Source organism: Pseudoalteromonas sp. SG44-17 (assembly GCF_014164235.1).
In the GTDB taxonomy this organism is placed as follows: Bacteria; Pseudomonadota; Gammaproteobacteria; order Enterobacterales; family Alteromonadaceae; genus Pseudoalteromonas; species Pseudoalteromonas rhizosphaerae.
The window spans coordinates 95858-120951 of record NZ_JACJEV010000009.1 but is presented as its reverse complement, the minus strand read 5'-3'; the positions used below and the strand labels follow the sequence as shown (position 1 = coordinate 120951).

The 25094-nt window shown below is 40.5% G+C and carries 25 protein-coding genes; 13 read left to right on the top strand and 12 right to left on the bottom strand.

The genetic code is table 11. The features are described 5' to 3' along the window. Position 1: 1 nt before the first annotated feature. The 3 genes from folP to rlmE all read right to left on the bottom strand — a co-directional run bounded on the left by folP (position 2) and on the right by rlmE (position 3598). Positions 2-856: a dihydropteroate synthase gene (folP, locus tag H5182_RS09065; RefSeq protein WP_182719337.1), complete on the bottom strand. Its 855-nt coding sequence runs from the start codon at positions 854-856 to the stop codon at positions 2-4. A gap of 102 nt (positions 857-958) precedes the next feature. Continuing rightward, complete coding sequence (gene ftsH / locus H5182_RS09060; RefSeq protein WP_145239198.1) at positions 959-2902, bottom strand: ATP-dependent zinc metalloprotease FtsH; 1944 nt, start codon at positions 2900-2902, stop codon at positions 959-961. Positions 2903-2968: 66 nt separating this feature from the next. Next, the gene (rlmE, locus tag H5182_RS09055; protein WP_182759899.1) at positions 2969-3598 is read right to left on the bottom strand and encodes a 23S rRNA (uridine(2552)-2'-O)-methyltransferase RlmE; all 630 of its coding nucleotides are present in this window, start codon (positions 3596-3598) and stop codon (positions 2969-2971) included. An 88-nt stretch (positions 3599-3686) separates the two neighbouring features. On the opposite strand from rlmE, the gene yhbY reads away from it, so the two are divergent. After that, the gene (gene yhbY / locus H5182_RS09050; RefSeq protein ID WP_016707974.1) at positions 3687-3983 is read left to right on the top strand and encodes a ribosome assembly RNA-binding protein YhbY; all 297 of its coding nucleotides are present in this window, start codon (positions 3687-3689) and stop codon (positions 3981-3983) included. 93 nt (positions 3984-4076) lie between these two features. Here yhbY and H5182_RS09045 read toward each other — a convergent pair whose 3' ends face one another. Continuing rightward, a complete protein-coding gene (locus H5182_RS09045) occupies positions 4077-4553 on the bottom strand; it encodes a histidine phosphatase family protein (RefSeq protein ID WP_145239204.1) in 477 nt (158 codons plus the stop codon). Then, positions 4550-5728 (bottom strand): serine hydrolase, encoded by a 1179-nt coding sequence (locus tag H5182_RS09040; RefSeq protein ID WP_145239207.1) that lies wholly within the window; start codon positions 5726-5728, stop codon positions 4550-4552. The genes H5182_RS09045 and H5182_RS09040 overlap by 4 nt, the downstream gene beginning before the upstream one ends. A 116-nt stretch (positions 5729-5844) precedes the next feature. On the opposite strand from H5182_RS09040, the gene H5182_RS09035 reads away from it, so the two are divergent. From H5182_RS09035 to H5182_RS09010, 6 genes are all read left to right on the top strand, one after another. Beyond that, positions 5845-6648 (top strand): hypothetical protein, encoded by an 804-nt coding sequence (locus H5182_RS09035; RefSeq protein ID WP_145239591.1) that lies wholly within the window; start codon positions 5845-5847, stop codon positions 6646-6648. A 104-nt stretch (positions 6649-6752) separates the two neighbouring features. Then, positions 6753-7610 carry a MipA/OmpV family protein gene (locus tag H5182_RS09030; RefSeq protein WP_145239210.1) on the top strand — a complete coding sequence of 286 codons (858 nt, stop codon included), beginning with the start codon at positions 6753-6755 and terminating at the stop codon, positions 7608-7610. After that, positions 7600-7992, top strand: coding sequence for a DUF3019 domain-containing protein (locus H5182_RS09025; RefSeq protein ID WP_145239213.1), 393 nt, complete (start codon positions 7600-7602; stop codon positions 7990-7992). Before H5182_RS09030 ends, H5182_RS09025 begins: the two co-directional genes overlap by 11 nt. 13 nt (positions 7993-8005) lie before the next feature. Further along, positions 8006-8710, top strand: coding sequence for a response regulator transcription factor (locus H5182_RS09020; RefSeq protein ID WP_145239217.1), 705 nt, complete (start codon positions 8006-8008; stop codon positions 8708-8710). Between the two features lie 28 nt (positions 8711-8738). Further along, positions 8739-10034: an ATP-binding protein gene (locus H5182_RS09015; protein ID WP_145239220.1), complete on the top strand. Its 1296-nt coding sequence runs from the start codon at positions 8739-8741 to the stop codon at positions 10032-10034. A 216-nt stretch (positions 10035-10250) separates the two neighbouring features. After that, entirely contained in the window at positions 10251-11603 is a 1353-nt protein-coding gene (locus H5182_RS09010; RefSeq protein ID WP_145239223.1) for a sodium-dependent transporter, read from the top strand. A gap of 16 nt (positions 11604-11619) precedes the next feature. Here H5182_RS09010 and H5182_RS09005 read toward each other — a convergent pair whose 3' ends face one another. Both H5182_RS09005 and H5182_RS09000 read right to left on the bottom strand, forming a co-directional pair. After that, complete coding sequence (locus H5182_RS09005) at positions 11620-12072, bottom strand: GNAT family N-acetyltransferase (protein WP_145239226.1); 453 nt, start codon at positions 12070-12072, stop codon at positions 11620-11622. Positions 12073-12151: 79 nt separating this feature from the next. Then, entirely contained in the window at positions 12152-12895 is a 744-nt protein-coding gene (locus H5182_RS09000; RefSeq protein ID WP_145239228.1) for a sporulation protein, read from the bottom strand. Between the two features lie 265 nt (positions 12896-13160). Here H5182_RS09000 and H5182_RS08995 point away from each other — a divergent pair, with 265 nt between their 5' ends. The 3 genes from H5182_RS08995 (at position 13161) to H5182_RS08985 (ending at position 15636) form a co-directional block, all read left to right on the top strand. Next, entirely contained in the window at positions 13161-14732 is a 1572-nt protein-coding gene (locus tag H5182_RS08995) for a cation:proton antiporter family protein (protein WP_145239230.1), read from the top strand. Between the two features lie 287 nt (positions 14733-15019). After that, the gene (locus H5182_RS08990) at positions 15020-15301 is read left to right on the top strand and encodes a hypothetical protein (RefSeq protein WP_145239233.1); all 282 of its coding nucleotides are present in this window, start codon (positions 15020-15022) and stop codon (positions 15299-15301) included. A gap of 116 nt (positions 15302-15417) precedes the next feature. After that, complete coding sequence (locus H5182_RS08985) at positions 15418-15636, top strand: DUF3820 family protein (protein WP_145239236.1); 219 nt, start codon at positions 15418-15420, stop codon at positions 15634-15636. A gap of 171 nt (positions 15637-15807) precedes the next feature. Here the strand turns inward: H5182_RS08985 and H5182_RS08980 are convergent, their stop codons facing one another. The 5 genes from H5182_RS08980 to ilvY all read right to left on the bottom strand — a co-directional run bounded on the left by H5182_RS08980 (position 15808) and on the right by ilvY (position 20072). Then, on the bottom strand, positions 15808-17043 hold the full coding sequence (locus H5182_RS08980; RefSeq protein ID WP_145239239.1) for an ATP-binding protein: 1236 nt from the start codon (positions 17041-17043) through the stop codon (positions 15808-15810). Between the two features lie 6 nt (positions 17044-17049). Next, positions 17050-17742 carry a response regulator gene (locus tag H5182_RS08975; protein WP_145239242.1) on the bottom strand — a complete coding sequence of 231 codons (693 nt, stop codon included), beginning with the start codon at positions 17740-17742 and terminating at the stop codon, positions 17050-17052. Positions 17743-17756: 14 nt separating this feature from the next. Continuing rightward, positions 17757-18143 (bottom strand): DUF3019 domain-containing protein, encoded by a 387-nt coding sequence (locus tag H5182_RS08970; protein ID WP_145239246.1) that lies wholly within the window; start codon positions 18141-18143, stop codon positions 17757-17759. A gap of 1 nt (position 18144) precedes the next feature. Continuing rightward, complete coding sequence (locus tag H5182_RS08965; protein ID WP_182759898.1) at positions 18145-19005, bottom strand: MipA/OmpV family protein; 861 nt, start codon at positions 19003-19005, stop codon at positions 18145-18147. Positions 19006-19157: 152 nt separating this feature from the next. Continuing rightward, entirely contained in the window at positions 19158-20072 is a 915-nt protein-coding gene (gene ilvY / locus H5182_RS08960; RefSeq protein ID WP_182759897.1) for an HTH-type transcriptional activator IlvY, read from the bottom strand. Positions 20073-20236: 164 nt separating this feature from the next. Here ilvY and ilvC point away from each other — a divergent pair, with 164 nt between their 5' ends. The 3 genes from ilvC (at position 20237) to H5182_RS08945 (ending at position 25091) form a co-directional block, all read left to right on the top strand. Next, positions 20237-21709, top strand: coding sequence for a ketol-acid reductoisomerase (gene ilvC / locus H5182_RS08955; protein WP_182731024.1), 1473 nt, complete (start codon positions 20237-20239; stop codon positions 21707-21709). Positions 21710-21902: 193 nt separating this feature from the next. Then, on the top strand, positions 21903-23816 hold the full coding sequence (locus H5182_RS08950) for a methyl-accepting chemotaxis protein (protein WP_182731023.1): 1914 nt from the start codon (positions 21903-21905) through the stop codon (positions 23814-23816). An 81-nt stretch (positions 23817-23897) separates the two neighbouring features. Beyond that, entirely contained in the window at positions 23898-25091 is a 1194-nt protein-coding gene (locus H5182_RS08945; RefSeq protein WP_182759896.1) for a tetratricopeptide repeat protein, read from the top strand. Positions 25092-25094: the final 3 nt, after the last annotated feature.

Below are 25094 nucleotides of genomic sequence, written 5' to 3'. Positions count from 1 at the left end.
TTTAAATTCCTTGTTCGCAAGCTTGCCACACGCCAAGCACATCTGCGGTTTCTTTTACATCATGTACACGAATAATTTTTGCGCCATTTTGCGCAGCAATTAATGCCCCTGCTAAACTGCCAGCAAGGCGCTCGTTTGTTTGTCTATTTAATAAGTTGCCAATCATTGATTTGCGCGATAGTCCTGCTAAAACAGGTAAACCAAAGTGGTTAAATTCATTAAACCGCGCCAGTAATTGGTAGTTGTGACTGAGGGTTTTACCAAAGCCAAACCCGGGGTCTAAAATAAGTTGCTGGCGCTGAATACCCGCTGTTTCACAGGCATTGATCCGCTGTACAAAAAAATCATTTATATCACTGAATAAATCATCGTAATGTGGAGAGTTTTGCATACTTCGAGGTTGGCCTTGCATGTGCATTAAACACACCGCAACGTCTGGATACTGAGCAACTGTTGCCAGTGCGTTTGGCTCTTGTAAAGCACGCACATCATTAACAATATCAGCACCAGCTAGAATAGCTTGACGCATTACTTCACTTTTACTGGTATCAATCGAAATGATGCAATCATTAACGGCGCTATCACTGTGGGCACGAATTGCCTCGATTGCGGGTATTACTCTGGCTAATTCATCCTCAAGGCTAACATCAGGCGCACCAGGACGTGTTGATTCGCCACCAATATCTAATATGGTAGCACCATCTGCGAGTAACTTTTGAGCTTGTATGACAGCGCTGTCTGTTTGATAGTAGCGCCCGCCATCTGAAAAAGAGTCAGGAGTGACATTCAAGATCCCCATTATAACTGGGGTGTCGAGGTGTAAACTGCGACCTCTAGGTAACTTAACTGTGGTCATCTATCACCTTCAATACATCCATTGCATTGATATATATACTTTATTTAACCAGTTACAAAAAAGCCCCGACAATCGGGGCTTTTCGTTTAGCTATTTTAACTGTTATTCAGCTTTATCATCAAGATTTGTTTCATCTTTTTGAGCTGGCTTGTCGTCTTTTTCAGCAACTGGCTCTGCTTTGCTCTCTTCAACTGCTGGTTTTTTATCAGCAGTATCACGGCGGTCATGCGCATCACGTGGTTCACGTACAGGCTGACGTGCCATTAGATCATCAATTTGCTTAGCATCAATCGTTTCATATTTCATTAATGCATCTTTCATTGAATGCAGAATATCAATATGATCTTTCAAGATTTGCTCAGCGCGTTGATAGTTGCGATCTGAGAACAAACGAACTTCAGCATCAATTACTTTTGCCGTTTCATCCGACATGCTCATGGCACGACCACCGCCGCCACCCATGTACATCTCATTTTGATCTTCAGCGTATAGTAATGGCCCTAATTTTTCACTTAGGCCCCACTGTGTAACCATTTTACGCGCAATGTCAGTAGCACGTTCAATATCGTTACTAGCACCAGTAGTTACTTTATCTTCACCATAAATCAGCGCTTCAGCAATTCGGCCACCATATAAGCTTGAAATCATTGATTCCAATAGCTCTTTAGAGTGACTAACACGGTCTTGCTCTGGTAAATACATCGTTACACCAAGGGCACGGCCACGTGGAATAATCGATACTTTATAAACAGGATCGTGCTCTGGTACTATGCGGCCAACAATTGCATGTCCGGCTTCATGATACGCAGTCATTTCTTTTTCTTTCTCGCTCATCACCATGGTCTTGCGCTCTGCGCCCATCATGATTTTATCTTTAGCAGCATCAAATTCAGCCATGCTAACAACACGTTTATTACCACGTGCAGCATATAGAGCCGCTTCATTGACTAAGTTTGCAAGATCAGCACCAGAAAATCCCGGTGTACCACGCGCAATAACAGAAGCTTCTACGTTATCGCCTAATGGCACTTTTCGCATATGTACTTTAAGGATCTGTTCACGGCCACGGATATCAGGTAAGCCAACCACTACTTGGCGGTCAAAACGACCAGGACGAAGTAATGCTGGATCAAGTACATCTGGGCGGTTAGTCGCGGCAATAACGATAATACCTTCATTGCCTTCAAAGCCATCCATCTCTACTAGCATTTGGTTAAGTGTTTGCTCACGCTCATCGTGACCACCACCCATACCTGCGCCACGTTTACGGCCTACGGCATCAATTTCATCGATAAAGATGATACATGGCGCTGCTTTTTTCGCTTGCTCAAACATATCACGAACACGCGAAGCACCCACACCAACAAACATCTCAACAAAGTCTGAACCTGAAATCGTAAAGAATGGTACTTTCGCTTCACCAGCAACGGCCTTAGCAAGCAAGGTTTTACCCGTACCTGGAGGACCAACCATTAATACGCCTTTAGGAATACTACCGCCAAGTTTTTGGAATTTAGATGGATCACGTAAGAAATCAACAAGCTCTGTTAGATCGTCTTTAGCTTCATCACAACCGGCAACATCTGCGAAGGTGGTTTTAATTTGGTCTTCACTCATTAAGCGTGCTTTACTCTTGCCAAACGACATAGCACCTTTGCCACCGCCGCCTTGCATTTGACGCATGAAGAAAATCCATACCCCAATTAGTAATAACATTGGGAACCATGAAATTAAGATGCTCGCTAAGAATGATTGCTCTTCTGGCTTCACACCTTTTACATTCACATCACTTTTTAATAAGTCATTAAGAATGTCTTTATCATAAATAGGCATGATCGTTTGAAAGCGATCGCCATTGGTTTTAGTGCCAGTAATTGTGCCACTGGTACTTTCGATTGCCACTTCTTGTATAGCGCCACTTCGGGCATCTTTTACAAATTGACTGTAACTAGTTTGACGGTCTGTTTGATCGCCACCATTAAAGCTCTGAAATACTGACATTAGCACAACTGCAATGACCAGCCAGAGTATTAGATTTTTCGCCATATCGCTCAAGGGGTTAACCTCTTGTATCCAATTAATTTAAATTCAACTAAACGCCTGACAACTGTACTACAGTTTGTAGCCTGTCGCTACTATATATACTTCACGTGATCGCGCACGTGAGGCGTCGGGTTTACGGATTTTTACAGTTTTAAAGCTATCACGCACTGTTTTTAAGAATTCATCAAAGCCTTCACCTTGGAATACTTTAACAACAAATGCACCATTTTTCTTTAAAACTTGGCTACACATATCTAATGCTAATTCCACTAAATACATGCTTCCAGCTTGGTCAACGGAGCTATTACCACTCATGTTTGGTGCCATATCAGAGAGCACCACATCAACATTTTTACCATTAATGCGATTTAATAACGCATCTAAAACAGCTTCTTCTCGGAAATCTCCTTGCAAAAAATCAACGCCGGCCAATGAATCCATAGGTAATATATCACAAGCGATCACCTTCCCTTTATCGCCTACTTTTTCTGCTAAATACTGTGACCAGCTTCCCGGCGCAGCTCCCAAATCAACAACAGTCATGGCTGGGCGTAGTAATTTATCTTTATTTTGGATCTCGTCGAGTTTAAAAATCGCACGAGAGCGCCAACCTTTCTTTTGTGCCTCGTGAACATAAGGATCATCAAAATGTTCCTTCAACCATCGCTGTGAACTGGCCGAAAGTTTCTTATTCGTCATAAATTAACACGCAACTAATTAGTAATATTCTCTAGATGGCGTTAGAATACCCTTAATTCAAGCCATATTCAGCAAAATTTGTAACAACATGAAATTATCGAACAAACAAAAGCAGTTTTTAAAAGGTCAAGCACACTCTCTAAAACCAGTTGTACTTCTTGGTTCTAACGGTTTAACTGAAGGTGTATTAGTTGAAATTCAAAGCGCTCTAGAAATCCACGAACTTATTAAAGTAAAAGTACCTACTGATGATCGTGAGACTAAAGCACTGATTTTTGAAGCTATTATTCGTGAAACCGGTGCTGAGAAATTACAGTCAATCGGCCACACCCTTGTGCTTTATCGCCAAAGCGAAGAAAAGAAGATCCAATTACCACGTAATTAATTTTCTATTCCGCTATAAAAAAACCAGCAATTGCTGGTTTTTTTATATCTGCGACGCAACTGCAATAAATTGTAAATAAATATATTACATTGCTCAAAAATTCATCTTCATATCACTCAACTGATAACCTTGCGCTTCGCTTTGTAAGATAAAATAGCGGTTAAATTCAGTTTCAGGCATCTTTTCAACATCTATTTGCGCTATTAATTTTGCCAATTCTGGCGTGGTATTACTATGGCCTACAATCACCACTACGCCATCTTGCGCTAAAACAGTGTGTTTAAATGCGGCTAAGTCACGAGGGTCGTAGCTTTGAATTGTAATATTAAAATGTTCAGCAATAGGAGTTGCGGTCTCGATAGTGCGATTATAGTCCGTACTAAAAACTGCTGTTGGCTGGACTTTACTAAGCAGACTCACTAACTGCTGCGCCCGTTGCTTGCCGGCATCCGTAAGATGGGGATCGTTGCCTGTTAATTTTTCACTATGGCGAAACAAAAAAATACTTTGCGGTGCTGCTGTTAAATTCGCAGTAAACAGTAATATTAAGCTCGCTAAAATATAGTTCATTTGTCTTCCTCTTTATACATTGCTAGTTGTTGTGAGCGTTTGAATAGCAACACACGATCAATAAACTCTGTCGTTAATTCATTAATGATACCGGTTTCGGCGTTAAGGATCAGACTGAAACCTATGTTTAAGTGCGGTATTACTACAAGGTCACTGCGATATCCTTGCACCCAGCCGCTATGATAGTAAATGGTTTCATTATCATATTCGTAAACCCGCCAGCCTAAGCCATAATAGGCCTCGCTAAGGTGCTTTTTCCACACTCGACGCCGTAACTCTTTTTTTGTATGCGTATAAGGACGAGTTTGACTGGCTAACACTGCACTGGATAATACCGTTGGGTAATATCCTAACTGCGCTTTTAACCAAATAGCCATATCACTGGCACTAGCATTAACGCCGGCTGCGGGAAGTACCTTGTAATAATTTTTTTTCAATTTTGCGGTATGCCAGCGTTTGCGCCCTCTTACATGGGGATGAGCATAATTATCATCTGTTACCATCGCTGTATAACCCAGGCTTGCATCATTCATATTTAATGGTGAAAATATAAATTCACTCATCCACCGAGAGTAATCCAATTTAGTACTGCTTTTGATCACTTCAGCAATTAAGCTAAACATCACATTTTGATAGCCATAGCACTGCCCTGGCTGGCAAATAGGTTCCACACTCAACAACTTTTGCACTATATCAGGGTAACTCATTCTTGATTCAATCAAGTTATCATACGCATTAGGTACTAAACCGCTGGAGTGACTGAGTAAGTGAAAAACTTTTAAATTATTTTTGTAATCCGTATTGGCGAAGGCTGGAATAAATTTACTGACAGGGTCGTCTAAAGAAAACTTCCCCTCATTGGCTAACTTTGCACTGAGTGAGCCTGCAAACGTTTTAGATACCGATGCTAAGCGAAACCGAGTATGGGCATTGACTGCTAAGCCCTTATTTAGCTTTGTTACCCCAAACCCTTGTATATGCGTATCATCAGGGCCATTAACTATCGACAACGCAGCCCCTGGGATCCCTTTGCTTTTTAATTTATGTTCGAGATGTTGTGTGTAATCATTGACAAATTCTTGCCACTGTTGCTCGCTGGCATGAACCTGCGATTGAAATAACACTAACGTGATAACGAAAAAAAAGGAGTTGATTAACGACACAAAGGACTTCATTTTTTATTATTTTTATCTAGATTAAGACATTCTTAGCTTTATAATACCATGAAGTTTTATTAAGACTAACGTACAATATTCCGATTATCGAGCTTTCAAAGGGTTTTACAGTGTTTATACGTTATTTATCAATAGTTTTTTTCACTTTCATTACAACAGCTTGTGTGACTGCGCCGCCACCTGCTGCGCCTTTAGAAATGCCACTCAAGCCGCAATTAAAAAGCCAAAGCTATCAAGTAGCCTATGAAACCGAACATGCTTCACCGAAAGTAAAATCAGTACAATTACCAGCGCATAAAATTACTCGTAACCAAACTGTGCAAGTTATTGCCGATAAAGCAAGTGTCACGGATACCCTATTTAAACAAATAACTGATGCATTAACGACTATGAACTTACGTGTCGTTGATCAAGGTAATAGTGATTATACCCTAGCTATACACCAGCTAGAGCTCAACTTTATTGAAGATACCGAATATCAAATACAACCACCAAATAAAGCGTATCCTTTATTTGCGCAAATAACACAACTGTATCCGATCCAACAATGCTCAACCATCAATGCAGAGGTTAGCATGCGCCTGATCCATCGTGCATCGGGTGATGTAGTGTGGTTTGGAAAATCCTCAATCGACAGTGCGAGCTTCCATCGCGAACCACTTATTTACAGCTTCAGTGATGAACAAGTGATCAGTAATGAACTTGAAGTAGCCACTTTTATCCATCAACAAAATACTGATCAAGCACGTCTTGCCCGCGCCAATCAGGAGATCAGTATACCAAGCTATAAAACCATTTCAAAAATGACCAGCTTAACTAAACTTCAAGGACCGTGTAATCGCACTGAAGTGAGTGCTCTAACACCAATGATGCACTATTATCTAAGTAGTATTTTGATCGATAAAATAAAAGTACACTAAGTCAATGTCCACAGAATGACTACTGGCTACAATTTTTTACAGATCAAAGGAACTCTTTGACAATATAATACACTTAACAACTGCTTAATTTATTTGGATCATGGATGCAACGTAAACAACACACTCTACAGAAACTACTGTTATTACTGATCAGTGTGAGTTTATGGAGCACCTCTAGCAATGCCAGTAATCGCTATTATGCTGATAACACCTTAGAGCCAACCTCAGGCTTTGCTTGGGATTGGAGCGCGGGTGCGGGCTATTATGTTGAAGATTCTTATCTAGTTGGAATGGATTCTTACAGTGACGGTCTAGAACTTGATATTAACCTTGCTGTTTCTTACGAACGCTTTTATTTAGATATTGATCACAGCCAACTCAGTGGCGGCATCATTATTGGTTATAGCATCATCAATAAGTATAATTGGGATCTTGATATTCTTGGTACTAATATGCAAGCTGGGTTTGATGAAACAGGACTCGACTTTTATAGCAGTGGGGTGGTGCCTGAACTTAAAGGTATACGAACCAGAAAAAGTGACTTTGATACCGGCTTACGCCTTACCCGTCGCTTTGAAAACTCACAGATTTCCTTTGAATACTTACATGATATTTCTAATGCTCATAATGGTTGGGTCGTAAATAGCTTTTTTAGCCATATTTTACCGTGGCAAAACTGGGAGTTTCGCACCGGTGTTGGCATTAGCGCTTACTCAGCAGATTTCAGCAATTACTATTTTGGCATAACATCAGAAGAAGCCACCGCTACTCGTGCTGTCTATCAAACAGACGGCGCCATGAGTATGATTTTTGAATTCCACGCCGAGTATCCACTTAATCGACACTGGGTATTTTTAGGTGGCTGGCTGTCAACCTGGTTTTCAAGTGAAATTTCCAACAGTCCCATTGTATCTCAGGGTTATCAGCATAAAGCCATGGTAGGCGTGCGCTATGTATTTTAAAACCACAGTAATTTTATTACTGTTACTAAACGCAAAACAAATACTAGCCAATGGTGAAGAACCGCATGACAGTAGTTTAATTGCGTTGCCCGACACCTGTGTTGCACTGCGTGAAGGACGCAGTTGCTATGCTGATATAGAGCTAAGCTGGCAACAAACTAGCATCGGTAATTACTGTTTACGTGATGCAACATCGAAGCATATTATGCAATGCTGGCTTAGACAAAATAGCGGAAAGTTAAATTATGCTTTTGATTCTGTTGAAAGCATTTCATTTGAGTTAATAAACAGCGATACCGGTAAGATCATTGCATCAACACAAGTACAGTTGCAATGGGTGTATCAAAATCGCCAAAAGAAACGCCGCTGGCGGCTTTTTTAAAACGAGATAAAGCATGGATAATTACGGCACAATATTACTTGTTGAAGATGACGGCTCTTTAGCCCAGTGGGTGGCGGAGTATTTAACTGAGCAAGGCTACACAACTCATATTTGTGAGCGAGGCGACCAAGTTGTCAGTCATGTAAAAGAGCTCAAGCCTGACTTAATTTTACTCGATATTATGCTCCCCGGCCAAGACGGTATTAGTGTCTGTCGTGAACTACGTCAATTTTACCAAAGCCCTATTATTATGCTAACCGCTCGAGACGAAGAAATGGACGAAGTGATTGGTCTTGAAGTCGGTGCCAGTGATTACATAATGAAACCGGTCAGGCCGCGTGCATTGCTTGCGCGGATCAAAGCGGCACTGCGCGCCAATAACGACAATTCGGAGTCGCAAACGGATGATACCATTATTCAAGTTGGCTCTTTAAAAATTGATACACAATCTCGCAACGTTTTTATTAATAATATTGATCAAGGAGTTTCCAGCGCCGAGTACTTATTACTGCATTATTTAGCCTGTAACGCCGGGCAAGTTGTGTCGCGAGATGCTGTATTCAAAGCAACCAAGGGTCGTGAATACGATGGCCTTGATCGTAGTGTCGATGTGCTTATTTCTGCACTGCGCAAAAAGTTTAATGATGATCCGCAGCAACCTGAAAAAATTAAAACAATTTGGGGGCGAGGCTATTTACTCGTCGCAAGCGCTTGGTGATCGCCGCTAAGGTATACTGGCAAATGCTATGAAAAAGTTTTATCTCTCCTTATTAGCCAGTGCCCTGCTCTCGATCGTAATATTAGGTTGGTTAATTGATGCTTTTAGTCAGCAAACTCATACCTCGCAGGATGAGTTTGGCTTTCAAAGTAAACTTTTAATGGGCTTCAGCCAGCAAATTGCCAGCCAACCCTTCATGCAAAGAGCAGACTACACCGCCTTACTTGCACAACAGTTTTCGTTGGGATTAAGTTATCGAGCCACGCAATCTTTAGCGCTGCCACCATCACTGCTAGAAGAGATCAATGCTGAAGGCGGACTGATTTTAGAAGATCAAGAAGGGTATTACCTACTCTACAGTAATGATTTGCTTGCGCCTTTTCATCTTAAATTACGTTTGGAAAAATCCCACGAACAAGATCAACAAAATGATATGTTACTTACCTTAATGTTTTACGCTGGGTTATGTGTGTTTATGGGGTTTATTATTGCACCATTAGCTAAACGACTAGGCGTGGTTAATGACGCAGCTAAAAAGTTTGCCAGTGGCGACTTACATGCTCGCATTCGGGTATCCCATTTCACTTACATTAAAGATGTTGAGCTTACTTTTAACCGCATGGCAAGCCAGATCGAAAAATTACTCGATGAAAATAAACTGATGGCCTCGAGTTTATCTCATGATATACGCACCCCCATTGCCTGCCTACGATTTGGCTTAGATGCGGCACTAGATAGTCATAACGAAGAAAAAATAAAACATTATTTAAATCGTATGGAAGCTGATTTAGACCAAATGGAATCAATGTTGAAAAGTTATTTAGCATTTGCCACGCTTGAGCAAAAAGCCAACCAACTGACCTACTCACACACTGAGTTAAACAGCTACCTAAGCACCCTAATACAGCAACTAGAGCCTAAGTTAGTACAGCAACAACTTGATTTACAGCTTATCTGTCATGATAATTCTCATATTTATGCAGATTTACATTGGTTAGCTCGCGCAATCACTAATCTGCTTAGCAATGCCTGTGACTTTGCCAAACAAAAAATTATTCTCACGGCATCGATTAAAGAGCAAACACTTATTATTACCGTTGAGGATGATGGCCCAGGTATCGAAGAGCAAAATTGGCACAAAGTTTTTAGCCCTTTTTTTCAAGAACAGAGTCATCGCAATCGGGCCGATCAAAGTTATGGCCTAGGACTTGCCATTGTTGCTAAAGTAGCTGATTGGCATCATGGCAGTGTAAGCGTAAATCGTAGTAAACACCTAACGGGGGCATGCCTTACCCTTAAAATACATAACCCGGAACAGTTGTAACTTTTATGTTACAGTTTACAGCATCATAAACCACCTCATTATGATTAGATAACAATAACTTAAACAAACAATGTTAACAGCATTGGCATTCTAAATTTTGTAAATACAGTCATGCGTTAATTCTGCACGGCTGCAGCTAAAAATAAGGGCTTTTTATTTTTTAACATTTACAGTAGATTGTCAGCGCCGTCACTATATAGAGAAGAAAAAATAATTATGAGCGCAGTCAGAGGGGAGTTTAGCTCCCGTTTTGGATTCATTATGGCCGCAGCAGGATCTGCAGTAGGTCTTGGTAATATTTGGGGTTTCCCTACACAAACAGCTAGCAATGGAGGCGCAGCCTTTTTAATTGCTTACCTTGTATTGGCATTTTGTTTGGCTTACCCAGCACTGATGGCAGAACTAACGATTGGGCGCCATGGTCAGGCCAATGCGGTTAGTTCATTGCGGAAAATTTCAAATAACCCGTTCCAAAAACGCTTTGCGTTTGTGGTCGGTTTTGGCGGTATCATATGTGCCGGACTGATCCTCAGCTTTTATGCCATTGTCGCCGGTTGGATGATCAGTGCCACTCTAGAGCCCATTGCGACTTTAGTGGGCAGTGAGAGCTCTTCAACTTGGTTAAGTGAACAGTCACTCTCTAGAAACCTTATATTTACAGCTGGGTTTATTATTCTTACTGTCGCAATCATTAGCCGCGGAGTAGAAAACGGCATTGAAAAGTGGTCGAAACGCTTAATGCCCGCACTGCTGACTATTTTATTTGCACTGATTGTTTATGTGCTGATGCAAGAAGGTGCTATGACAGGCCTTAAAGCCTATTTAGTACCTGATTTTAGCTCTATTTTAGACCCTGAATTACTTGTTAGTGCACTGGGGCAAGCATTCTTTTCATTGTCATTGGGCACCAGTGTGATGATCATTTATGGCTCCTACATTAGTAAAAAAGAAAATTTAGTCTCACTTGGCGCCTACGTTACCCTTATTGATGTGTTTATTGCTTTTGTTGCTGGGTTACTAATTATCCCTGCGATGTACGTAGCGCAGGCACAAGGGGTGGAAATATTCTCAGCTACTGGAGAGTTGCTTTCTGAAGACACTTTAGTATTTCAAGTATTACCCGCTCTTTTTGATGGCATGGGTACCATTGGTTTATTCGTTGGCTTTGCCTTTTTTGCATTGATGAGTATAGCTGCACTGACATCGTCTATTTCAATGCTTGAAGCACCGGTTTCGTATGCGGTAGAGCGCTTTGATCTTGGCCGTGTAAAAGCCACTTGGTTAATAGGAACGATTATAGCATTGGTGAGCTTTACGATAGTCCTGAACTTTAATGCGCTGTTTGGTTTAGTTATTGCGCTCACAACTAAATTTGGTCAGCCTATTCTTGGTTTAATGTGTTGCTTGTTTGTCGGCTGGATTTGGTATCGCAACTCACTATTAAACGAAATACAACAAGGCTGCCCAGAAGTTGCTACCAGCCTATTTTGGAAAATATGGCCATGGTATATTAAATTCATTTGCCCAATTGCAATTGGTTTAGTGTTTGTCAGCTCGCTATTAGGCTAACTCAAAAAACCGCTCTTTACACGGAGCGGTTTTTTAAAATCATATCTTGATGTGCAATACCATCTTCTAAATAAGGCTCGCCAATACACTGAAAACCCAGCGACTGATAAAACGCGAGTAAATAGGTTTGCGCGCCAATGTATATATCCTTGTTCGGCCAATGCGTAAAGCAACACTGGATCGCCTCTTTAACCAATAACACTGCCAACCCCTTACCCCGTTGTGATTTTTCAACCAGCACGCGACCAATAGCGCTGTACTGCTCATTTTTCTCATAACAACGTGCGTATGCAGCTAATTGTTCAGCCTCGAGCCAATAGAGATGCTGAGTTGTTGCAGTGCAATCGATATCGTCTAATTCAGGGTATGGGCATTGCTGCTCAACTACAAATACATCGACCCGCGTGCGCATGATAGTAAACAGTACCTGCGCAGACAGTTGAGAAAATGGTTTTGTTGTTAATCGCATAAAAACTCCTAACATAAAAAAAGCCCAGTCAATACTGGGCTACTTATTACGCTTAGCTAACTAACCGAGCTCTGAATAGCTAGGCAAGCAAACGTTCTAATTGATCACATAAATGCGAAAGATTAACGTGATCATGTTCAATCGTCAGGTCAACATAGCCATCACCACGAAAACCACGGTCAAGCTCAATTAAAACATGAGTTTTATGAGCTTCAGGCACAAACGATAGTTCAATCTCTTGAATACCGAACAAGCTACGGCTATTTGGTTTATATTCCAGCTCTTGATAACAACCAGAGACAGAGTTAAACGTACTAGCACGTAAGAAGCCCTTTTCAACATCCGCTTTTACCAAGCTAAAACCCAGTTTATCCATCGCTTGCATAAAAGTAGTTACGGCATCATTTGGATAAATATGAAGATGATCTTTATCCGTAGGATCAAGTGCTAAATCAATATCTAAACCTGTTTCAAGCCACACATGTGATTGGTTATAACCGGCGTTGATTTCGGTGATCGGTGTTTCTGAATGTAAGCGCGCTTCAAACGGAATGTGTTTTTGTTGACCAGGTTCAATTGTACCAATATCGGTTATACGCCACTTATCAATAATATGATTGGTAAAATAAGCACCGTCTTCACCTTCCACTTTTACGCGCGTCATTAATGCTAAATCAAGACCTGTTATTGCTTGGCTAACATCCCCTGCGGTGATCACTATTTGGGCATTAAATAATTGCCCAGGTTGTAAATGCTCAGTTTCAAGCACGGTATCTACTGTTGCTGCACCAATACCGACTGATGCAAGAATTTTTTTAAACATCTATTTCTCCTTAAGCTTAATTCACCTAAACCTGAATCACGCTTAAATTCCTTTGTTACTGCATCTTAACCATATTTAAAAGCTGCTGTCAGTGAAAAAATAACTATTTTTTGAGTTTTTAGCAGAATAATTAACTAAACGAGTGTTTTTCATACACAGGTATATCTCTATGCGCGCAATTTATATGCATAATATACACGAATGATTTTCAAAAATGCTGATATTTCGCTACAATAGGTAACCAAATGAAGTGATATTAAGAATTATGGAACTATTATATTTTGCTGTCGCATTTGTGTGTGGCTTTGCCGTGTACCAACTTAAACTTCCTCCGCTAATCGGTTTTTTGATTGCTGGCTTTGTACTGAACTTATCTGGCTTTAAAACCACTGAGCTACTTAATACGATTGCTAATTTAGGAATCACGTTATTACTATTTAGTATTGGTCTGAAACTAAAAGTTAGCCATCTTATTAAGCCACAAGTTTGGGCCCCTGCCTCTTTACATATTATTATTAGTAGCGCTATTTTTTGCAGTTTGATGCTGTTCTTAGGCGCACTTTCGTTGCCATTATTTGCAGACCTAAGTTGGCAAAGTGCGTTGCTTGTTGGTTTTGCTTTTAGCTTTTCTAGCACAGTTTTTGCTGTAAAAGTACTTGAAGAACGTGGCGAAATGGCCAGCCTTCACGGCAAAATAGCCATTGGTATTTTGGTTATGCAAGATATCTTTGCAGTGATATTTTTAGCCATCAGCACAGGTAAAATCCCCAACGGTTGGGCTTTTGCGCTATTAGTTGCCTTGCCATTATTACGCCCAGTCATGTTTTGGGTGTTAAATCGTTCTAAACATGGTGAGCTATTACCTTTGTTTGGCTTTTTCTTTGCACTTGTCGTTGGCTATCATGCATTTGAATTTGCAGGCTTGAAAGGTGATTTAGGCGCGTTGATCATCGGTATGATCTTTGCTCCTCATAAAAAAGCCAGTGAGCTTGCAAAATCACTACTTAATTTAAAAGAAATTTTATTAGTTGGGTTTTTCTTAACAATTGGTTTAGGTGCTGATCTGACGCTCAACTCATTACTTATAGCGCTTATTATTGTATTGGTGCTACCAGTCAAAGTTGCCCTGTATTATATACTAACGAATGCCTTTAAGTTACGCGCTCGTACCTCCTTATTGAGTGCATTTACCTTAGCTAACTACAGCGAGTTTGGCTTGATAGTCTGTATGGTTGCTGCCAGTAGCGGGTTAATCACATCTGAGTGGTTGGCTGTTATGGCTATTGCAGTATCAATGACCTTTATCATTGCATCCCCACTAAATAAACGTTCAAACGAAATTTATGTAAAAATCGAAGCTTGGCTCATACGTTTTGAAAGCCCTACTCGCTTAGCAGAAGAACTTCCTGTGAACTTAAATGACACCAAGATTGTTATTTTTGGTATGGGTCGTATTGGCACCGGTGCATATGAAACAATTAACATCACCCATCCTGGCGTTGTAGCTGGAGTAGACATCAAGCCAGAAGTGGTCGAGAAGCATGTTTCACGAGGCCGTAAGGCGCTCTTGGCAGATGCAACCGATCCTGACTTTTGGCAACGGGTAAATCACTCCCATGTAGAGATGATCATGCTCGCGATGCCGAAACATATGCAAAACATTTTTGCTTTGGAGCAATTGCGTGCTTCGGGTTACCAAGGTCAAGTTACTGCCATTGCTAACTATCCAGATCAGCAAAAAGAACTTGAAGATATGGGCGTTGACTCTACTTATAACTTCTATTTAGAGGCCGGTAGTGGCTTCGCTGAGCATGTAAAACAAAAATTATTTCCATAATATAAATAAAGTTCTCAGCACCACAAAAGGTACTGAGAACTATTTTCATTTAATTTTCATATCCTTATATATAACCGCCTGAAACAACGTCGCAAAAGTCCCCAAATAAGAGTCAAGCGCATTTACAAAGCTTTACATCCAGATTGGCATTTACCCATGAAAAAAGAGTAAACTGCATTTGTTGAGTAATACGTAAGTATCTATTTTTAGCACAAAAAAAGCCTTCTCGTGTTTTTGAATACGTATTTATCGGCATTTTGTCTTTTGCTATTAAATAAGGTTTTTAGATGAAGAATAAGTTTGCTACACAGTTTCAGACAGTGGCGGATGATGTAAATAACCCAAAACTGGTTGAGCTTCAAAATCGTCTTGATGAAATACAAAGAAATGGAATGACAGCGTTAACAATGCGCGCAGTGCTATTTCAAAAAATGCTCGATATATATCAAGTGCCGGAAAATCATTTCTTACGTGATAGCGAAACACCAAGCCGCATCGATGATCCGTCAATTATAAACAAACTTAAACAACTTGGATTTACCAAAAAGCATCAATATCAGATCCATTAGTAAATTATGAGGGCCTACTCCCCTCATTAAATAGGCTGTTTCTTGCCCGTCACAGCCTATTTTCTCACCCTCTTTTGTAATACACTTCACGCATAATCTAGCAAATTAAGTTAATCATGGATCCAGAGCTTTTAAAAACAGCGATCAATACAAAAATGCCATTTGGTAAATACGCAGGCCGCCCTTTGCTGCTATTACCAGAACCATACTTGGTCTGGTTTAAGCAGCAAGGATTTCCTCACGGCACACTCGGTGCTCAATTAGCAATGATGTATGAAGTTAAACTCAATGGCTTGGAGCAGATGCTCATGCCGCTTTTAAAAACACATAAATAAATTAAAAGTAATAAATAATGGAACTTACTTAGCAAAGTGAAGTCTACTCTTTTGCTACTTGTTGATTTTGGTTTTAACCGCAGAAAAGCGCCTATTAGGCGCTTTTTTTTTGAGTATCAATTTAGCCACAGATATAGCAATAGAAAAGGAGTTACTTACCCTGAACTCTGGTTACTTAGGCAAATAGATTGTAAATTTGGCGCCACCTAATTCTGAATTCGATATCGTACAGCTGCCTTGGTGCCAAGACACTATTTTTGCCACAATGGCTAAACCAAGCCCAAAGCCTCCAGTCTTTTTATCGCGACTTTTATCAAGTCGGGCAAAAGGTTTAAACACTGCATCCCATTGTGATTGTTCAATGCCAGGACCATCGTCTTCGACCGATAAAATTAACTGCCCAGTATTTTCAACTAAGCTAATTCGCACTTCGTGACGAGCATATTTCAACGCATTGCCTACTAAGTTTTGGATACTGCGGGCGATAAAGTGACTGTCACAAGTGTAACTGCATAAAGCTGGTAATTGCATATTGAGTTTTATTTGCGTAGCAAAATCAAGTTTAGTGACAACACTTTCTACTAGCTGCACTAAGTTACATGTTTGCACCGTAAGATTAGGTTGTTGGCTATCAAGGCGAGCATAATCAAGCATTTCTTTAACTAACGACTCTAACTCCACAATATCTAATTGCATGTTATCGATATATTCAAAGGCTTTTTCGTCAGCTACTTTATCCTCAAGCATTGCCAAGGCAAATTTTAAACGTGCCAGTGGCGTTCTAAACTCATGCGATACCGACGATGTAAGTTCTTGTTGAGCGGTTAATAAATGCTGAATACGCTGCTGCATAGCACTTAAGGTGTCGGTAATTGGTAAAAAGAATGATTTCGAGGTGGCGCTCAGCTCAAAGTCTTGTGATCCACCAACGGCTTCACAGGCCAGTCGCAACTTAGCAAAATCACGCCACAGTAAAAAACTCCATAAGCCAACAGGGATCCCAACGACACACAATAATAATAGATAAGGCCAAACGGATGAGAATACTGGCGCAGAAACGGTAATTGGACCCACTTGCAATAATTGCTCATTATCAACAACGATATACCAGATAGCTCGCTGTTGTTGATCAAATAGATAAATATAATTATGTAGGTTAAGTTCTTGTTGTTGTTGTGCGGGCAACATTAGGTCTTGTTTTTGTACTATTTCACTTTGAAAGCGAGTGGCTATTTTAGTAAGCCCTTGCGGGGTTTGCGCTAATAGCCATAGGGATTGACCAAACTCATCATCGAGCGCAATTTGTTGTTGACTGTCTTCATAGGGCCAAAGTTGTTCAATTACCCCACTGACTAAAAACAGGGAAACTATAATATACACATATAAACTTGCAAATAGTTTCCCCATTAATAGTTACATACCCCATGCATCGGAGACAAATAAGTAGCCTTGTCCCCAAACGGTTTTAATACGGTATGGTTTATCGCTGTTATCACCTAATTTTTTACGGATCCGAGATACACGTACATCTACGGTGCGGTCTAATCCATCATATTGGCGACCAATCATGTGTTGATGAACATGTTCACGACTTAGTACTTCACCGGAATTTGAAGCTAATAACCACAGTAATTCAAATTCATGGGAAGTGAGGGTGATTTCGTTATTCTTTAAGCGAACAATACGGCTGGTTTTATCAATACATAAATCGCCAAATTGTAATTCTTCTGGCGCTTTTACTGATGCTTGGCCACGGCGTAATAGCGCATTAATACGGGCAAGCAATACTCTTGGCTCAGCTGGCTTAATAACATAATCATCGGCACCAAGTTCCAAACCAATGACTTGATCAAAGTCTTCACCTTTGGCGGTCAACATTAATATTGGTAAGCTAAATTTATCTCTGACTTGACGACAAACACTAAAGCCATCTTTACCTGGCAGCATCACATCGAGGATCATCAAATCAACCGGATTGTTTTCAAGGTAACTAAACACTTCATCGCCACGGTCTAGCACCGCCACTTCAAGGCCATTATTTTCAAGATAGTCACGGGTTAATTGCTGTAACCCTAAATCATCTTCTACAAGTAAGATCTTTGCCATTTGCAGCTCCAAGATTAAAAAAAGCTCCACGGAGAACGTAATCGGCGCCGAGTTGTTTTAGCGCGAGTGCTCTGTACTTCAATGCGTGTTGTCGCCAGTAATTCATCCGTGTGAGGATTGACTAGGGAGTATATGGTTTCAACCTGAACACGCGCTTTATGATTGAATTCTTCTAAGGTAACCTGTTGCCAACATTGCAGTTGTTGATCTTCGCTGTATAAACAAACGTCCATTTTATGGGGCATATTTAAAGCAAATTTTACATCAACATCGCAAAAGTCTTGTTGTTCGGAAACCACACAGACTTTTGGAGTAACTGTTAATATATCTTTTTTTGCGACAGCTAACTTTGGCCATACCAACAAAAAAATGACGCACGCACCAAGTTGTAAATACTTCATATTAAAAAATATGATCAAACCCTATAAAGGCAGTCAGAGAATACGTTTGTTCAAACAGCGGACTGTCGTCAGCTAAGGCGGAATAATCATAATAAGCCAGATGAAAACGCAATGAGTTGGCTCCATTTAAGGGCCAGCGGGCATCTATTTTAGCATAAGGCTGCCAACTACTGCCAACCTCAATTGCACGAACTGGAGACTCTTTTTCTGTTACGCCATAAAAATATGTATTCAGTGCTGCCGATTTATACCAGATGCCAATAGTCGGCTTAATCTGTAACTCACCAATGTTCTTGTGCATTTGCCACTGCAGTGCACCTCGCCACCCGTCATACACTCCGGATACATCAGCTAATGCCTGCACGGAAAATACATGCTGCTGATAGCTATAATGGTAACTCAGGCCAGCATCGAGTGCCCATTTACGTTTATTAAGCTCACGGATATCTAGACTAGGTTGTTGGATTTGAAGTTCATTTTCACTGTTCGTAAATGAACTTTCTGATCTTAATGCAAAAATGTTACTTGGATGCCAATCAACAAAAAAACGAGTTTCCGAATTAAACTCAGTGACTAAATTAAAGGTATGTGGGGAGTCTTGTATCAGGCTATAGCCTAAGCGACCATTATCAAAAAAGAACTGTTCACCGTAATAAGCTATATCTGGGATCAACACTAATGGTAAATCACCTCCACCAGCTAATGGATTTGTTATGACTCCTAATCCCGTGTTAAGGCTCAAGTGCCACTGCCCTGTTGTTATATCCTGCACAGGCTCAATTTCTGATGGCTGTGCAAAACAAGGTACTGTAAGCCATACAGAGATGCAAAGCGCAGTAAGAATATTAACTATCGACTTCATTGTTGTTATTTATGCCAAAAGAGACAACCCAATATCGTTATCATAGCAAGGTATTAATAACTAATCCCTAGACGATTACAATCATTCACACTTTTGATACATATGGAACGATTCAAGGTAAATAAACTTTACATCTGCGTATTTAGACTCGGCTAAGGAGCTAAGCTATTAACGTTTTTCAGTGATTGAGCAATCTCCCATAATGCATTTAACGCGGCATCTGGTAACTCTTTACGTAATACTGCCAAACCAATCTCAAACCCTGGTGGGGCTTCTTTTTGATCACTGATCACCTGAACGCGATCTTTTAATGGGCTATTATCTAAAACAATTTTTGGCACCATGGCAATGCCTAGCCCTAAACTCACCATTGACACCATAGCTTCATGCCCCGCTACTTGCGCATAGATCTTTGCATTAATACCGTGCTTACGCCACCACAGCTCTAACCTTTGACGAGTAAAACCTTGCTCTGGCACTATAAACTCAAGCTCAGACCAATCTATCTTATCGCCAAACTGGGCCAGTTTTTCAGTGAGCAACGACGGAATACGTGGCGCGATAAATACCAAGGATGAATAACCAATACTGGCAAATGCAATTTGCGTCGGTAATTTATCAGGCTTTGCGGCAATTGCCATGGCTTCGTGTCCGTCAAGCACACGGTTTATTGCCACTGCGGGATCGCCAGTATTAAGCTTTATTTCTATATGTTGATGTTGCAAACGCAGTTGCTCTAATAGTTGATGCAAAAAACTATAAGAGGCAGTTACTGAACAGTAAATGCTTACTTTACCGTAAATAGTTTGCTCAGGATTTTGTACATTTGCTCGAAAACGCTGCCAATTAGCTAACGTAGCCGTTGCATAGTCGATAAACGATTCTCCTTCAGCTGTTAACTTTACACTGCGATTATCGCGACTGAATAATGCGACTCCAACTTCATCCTCTAACTGTTTAATATTGCGACTTAAGGTGGGAGCACTTATGTGGCATAACTCGCTGGCACGGGCAAAATGTAAAGTTTTGGCAAGTGCCAGAAAGTAATGTAATCGTTTATGGTCCATAGTGATCCCAATAGTTAGCGGTTATTAATTAAAGCATTTCATTTTTTGAAATACTTTAATGCAAATATATCATTTTACGCAATGGTAAAAATTCCTTATGGTGACTTTAAGCAAAGCAGCAAGCGCTTGCATCTAACAAATACGAAATTTATAGGATACTAACAATGGCGAATTATTTTAATACTCTTCCCTTACGCGAGCAGTTAGCACAACTAGCACAATGTGAATTTATGGATCCGGCTGAATTTGCCGATGGTGTTGAAGCACTTAAAGGCAAAAAACTTGTTATTGTTGGGTGTGGTGCGCAAGGTTTAAACCAAGGACTGAACTTACGAGATTCAGGTTTAGATGTTGCCTACACATTGCGTGATTCTGCAATCAGCGAACGTCGTCAATCATTTCTTAATGCGTCAGAAAATGGTTTTACTGTAGGTACTTACGAAGAATTGATCCCTACTGCTGATGTTGTGTTAAACCTAACACCTGATAAACAGCATACTGCGGTTGTAAACGCAATCATGCCGATGATGAAACAAGGCTCTACGCTTGCTTATTCTCATGGCTTCAACATTGTTGAAGAAGGTATGCAAGTACGTGATGATATCACTGTGATCATGGTTGCACCTAAGTGCCCAGGCTCTGAGGTTCGTGAAGAGTATAAACGCGGTTTTGGTGTACCAACTCTTATTGCTGTTCACCCAGAAAATGATCCTCAGGGACATGGTCTAGCCCAGGCTAAAGCTTATGCAGCGGGTACTGGCGGTCATCGCGCTGGGGTATTAAAGTCTTCATTTATTGCTGAAGTAAAATCAGACCTAATGGGTGAGCAAACAATTCTTTGCGGCATGTTACAGACAGGCTCAATTTTATGTTTTGATAAGATGATCGAAAAAGGTATAGACGCCGGTTACGCATCAAAACTAATTCAATACGGTTGGGAAGTTGTTACTGAAGCACTTAAATACGGCGGCGTTACAAATATGCTTGACCGTTTATCAAACCCAGCGAAAGTAAAAGCGTTTGAATTAAGTGAAGAATTAAAAGTAATCATGCGCCCGCTTTACAATAAACACCAAGACGACATCATCGATGGTACGTTCTCTCGTGTAATGATGGAAGATTGGGCGAATGATGATGCAAACCTTTTGAAATGGCGTGCAGAAACAGCTGAAACAAATTTTGAAAAAACCCCTGCCGGTGATGTTGAAATCACCGAACAAGAGTTTTTTGATAACGGTATCTTGATGGTTGCAATGGTGAAAGCCGGTGTAGAATTAGCGTTTGAGACCATGACTGCAGCAGGTATTATAGCTGAGTCAGCATATTATGAATCGCTACATGAAACGCCATTAATTGCCAATACCATTGCACGTAAAAAATTATTCGAAATGAACCGCACAATCTCTGATACAGCAGAGTATGGTTGTTACTTATACAATCACGCATGTTTGCCACTGTTACAAGACTTTATGCAAAACATCGATACTGATGTGATTGGTAGAGGCTTAGGCGAGCGCTGTAATCATGTTGATAACCAAACACTAATTGCAATCAACAAGTCGTTGCGTGAGCACCCTGTTGAAATCATTGGTACCAAATTGCGTGGCTACATGTCAGCAATGAAGAAAATTGTTTAACCCTGGAAAGTAACAATTTCGCTTGTTAGAAACCAAGCCCACATGCTAAACGCAGTGGGCTTTTTCATTTTATTAATTTGTCTAAAGACGCCTTAGCGTAAATTATAAACTGAGTACTTACTCTATTAGATGATGAACTGTATGAAAAAAACATGCTAAAATACCCTCATAATTTGTAAAGTCAGTACCCACAATGCCGTATAAAAGTCTTAGTATCACACGTAAGATCACTATTTTAGGGATCGCTATTGCCTTGTCAGTCGCCAGCTTAATTGGCATTACGGCGCTGTTATCCGCCAAAACCATTATCGAACAACGGATGATACAATCTGAGTTGCCCAGTAAACTACACGCAATAAATAACTATATAAGCTTAGAGATCAATGAATTACTCAGTGCGGCCGAACAAGTATCAAGTAATCATTTTATACTCGCGTGGGCAAATAGTCGTGATAACAATGATGACGTTTTAATCAAAGAATTAAATCGTCTGGTAAAACAATACGGCTTAGCAACCGCATCATGGGCAAATCGCGATACCGCGCAGTACTGGAATCAAGATGGCTTTTTAAGAGTATTAGATCGGCAGCAAGATGGCTGGTTTTTTGATTTTAAAAACGCCAACCAAGCTTACTCTATTAGCTTATATCAAGAGCCTAATGGCGACACAAAAATGTTTGTTAATCATCAACAGATCAATGGCATCGGCTTAACCGGACTGGCAAAAAGTATTGATGATATGCAGGCACTACTGAATAAATTTACTATCGAGCAGACTGGCTTTGTATTTATTACTGACGATAAAGGCGTAATTAAACTCCATCAAGACGTTAATAAAGTAGAAAAAACAAATCTAGATAGCTTGTATGGTCATCAAGTAAGTGGTCAATTATTAACAAGCAATGAATTTAACTTGCAAGAAGTCGAACTCAATGGCGACACTTTTTTCCTTGCGGCGAGTCCAATTAAAAACACTCAACTCTATGTGGTTGCACAAGTACCAAAAGCAGAAGTGTTTGCCGGGATCACCACTTTACAATGGCAAATTTTAAGTTTTGCTATCGCAATTGCGCTGTTGGCATGTATCGTTAGTTTTTTACTGGCTCGTTCGTTAGCTTCACCGCTATCAAAAATGGCAGAGTTATTTACTCGTTTAGGGTCTGGTGATGCCAATCTAGCTTACCGTTTACCTCACAGTGACCAGCCTGAGCTATTAGCATTAACGAATGGTTTTAACCAATTCATTGATAAAATTGAAACCGCTATTGCGCAAGTCTCCCACGAAAGTTTAGAAATTCGTCAAAGCTCAGATCAGGTATTTACTCAAGCCAAGCGTAACTCACAGGCAATGGACAACCAAAAAGAGCAGACTATCTCTGTTGCAGCAGCAATCAACGAAATGGGCGCGACAGTGCAAGAAATTGCCCACAGCGCCGCAACTGCCGCAAAACTGACCGAAGATAGTAAAGCGAATACATTACAGAGCCACCAGCAAGTAGTGCAAAGCCAACAGAGTATTACCGCATTAGCCAGTGATATTGACACAATTGCGGGACAAGTGACTGAGCTTGCTAATAAAACCCAGACTATTGCCAGTATTGTTGACTCTATTCGTGGTATTTCAGAGCAAACCAATTTATTAGCACTAAATGCAGCAATTGAATCAGCACGTGCTGGTGAACATGGCCGCGGCTTTGCCGTAGTTGCGGATGAAGTACGAGCCTTAGCCAACCGTACGTCACAATCAACGACTGAAATTCAATCAATGATTGAAGAGCTCGCGAAAACAGCTACCAATGTGGTTGAACATATTGCCCAGTCCAAAGATAAAGCTCAGTACAGCGTAGCAACAATGCAAAGCTCTGTGCAGTTGCTTGATGCCATTACCAATACCGCTAATGAAATTAATGATATGGCAACCTTGATTGCAACAGCTACTGAAGAGCAAAGTAGTGTGGTTGCTGACGTCGGCCGTAATATTGAACAAATTAGTGAGATCAGCGATATGGCAATGCGAGAACAAATTGATACCGAGCAGGCGATCAAAGGACTTGCAACCAGCGCACAAACCTTAGCAAGTTTAGTCGCCACCTTTGAAAAGCGCTGACACAGTTTGTAACATTTAACATCTACCTCGACTAAAAAACAGACTAAACTTAATAAGTCAGTAATTAGTTGGGGTATGATTATGACAATACTAACGCGGTTTTGTAAGTTAGCAGTCATTGTGCTGCTTTTTAGTATCTCTGCCTGTACCAGTGTGAGTAATCAAACAATACTCATCCCTCCACCAGTCACTGAAAACCAATCTTTCACGCTTTACCCGGTGGAAAGTAGTGAACAGATTTTTACCTTAAGCGATACAATAACACAACAACTCGATGCAGCCTTCCCAAGTACTAAACACAATTTAAACACAACTCGAAAATTACTAAACTTTTTGTTAGAAAATGGCGATGCATCCTTACTATATCAAGCAGGGGCTACCCTAACCGCCAATCAAGCCTACCGAGATCTAAATGCTAACTGTTTATCATTATCGATTTTGGCCTATAGTATTGCGGAATATTTAGGCATGCAGGGGCAATTTCAAACGGTTCATATTCCTGAGTATTGGGCGCTAAATAAAGGCTATAACTTATTGACTGGGCATATTAATTTGATCGTCACACAGCGTCGTAATAACCACACTAATGTGACTTATGTGTATGACGCAAAAACCTCATTAGTGATTGATTTTGATCCGAACTCGCGAGGTGAGAAATTTCAGACGACCCCCATCAGCAAACAACGAATTACCGCGATGTTTTATAACAATAAAGGGGCAGCGGCAATGCTCAATCAAAATTATGATTTAGCCTATAGCTACTTTTTAGCGGCAACAAAAGCAGATAAATATTACTCTGCTGCATGGGGTAACTTAGCCGTATTACTTCGCCTTGATTCTCAGTATGATAACGCCGAATTAGCCTATAATTATGCTTTGCTGCTTAATAACGACAACAATACAGCACTGGGTAACTTAGCTTTACTGTATCAACTCACCGACCGTCCTGAGCTGGCAGACAAGATTTTATATAAACTTGATTTGAAGCGCCAAAGTAATCCGTATTATCATGTGTCATTAGGAAATAACGCATACCTTGGACAAAACTATCAAGATGCCATCAAGCATTTCAATAAAGCAAAAAGAATTGATGATGATATTCATGATAGCTACTTTGGTCTTGCCCGCACTTATTATCAGTTAGGTGATTTTAAGCAAGCGTATCTCCAATTACGTTTGGCTAATAAACATGCCGATTTTGACCATGATAAGCAACGTTATCAAAATAAATTACAGGCACTAAGTGACATGACCGCGCGAGTAATTAATCATTAACTA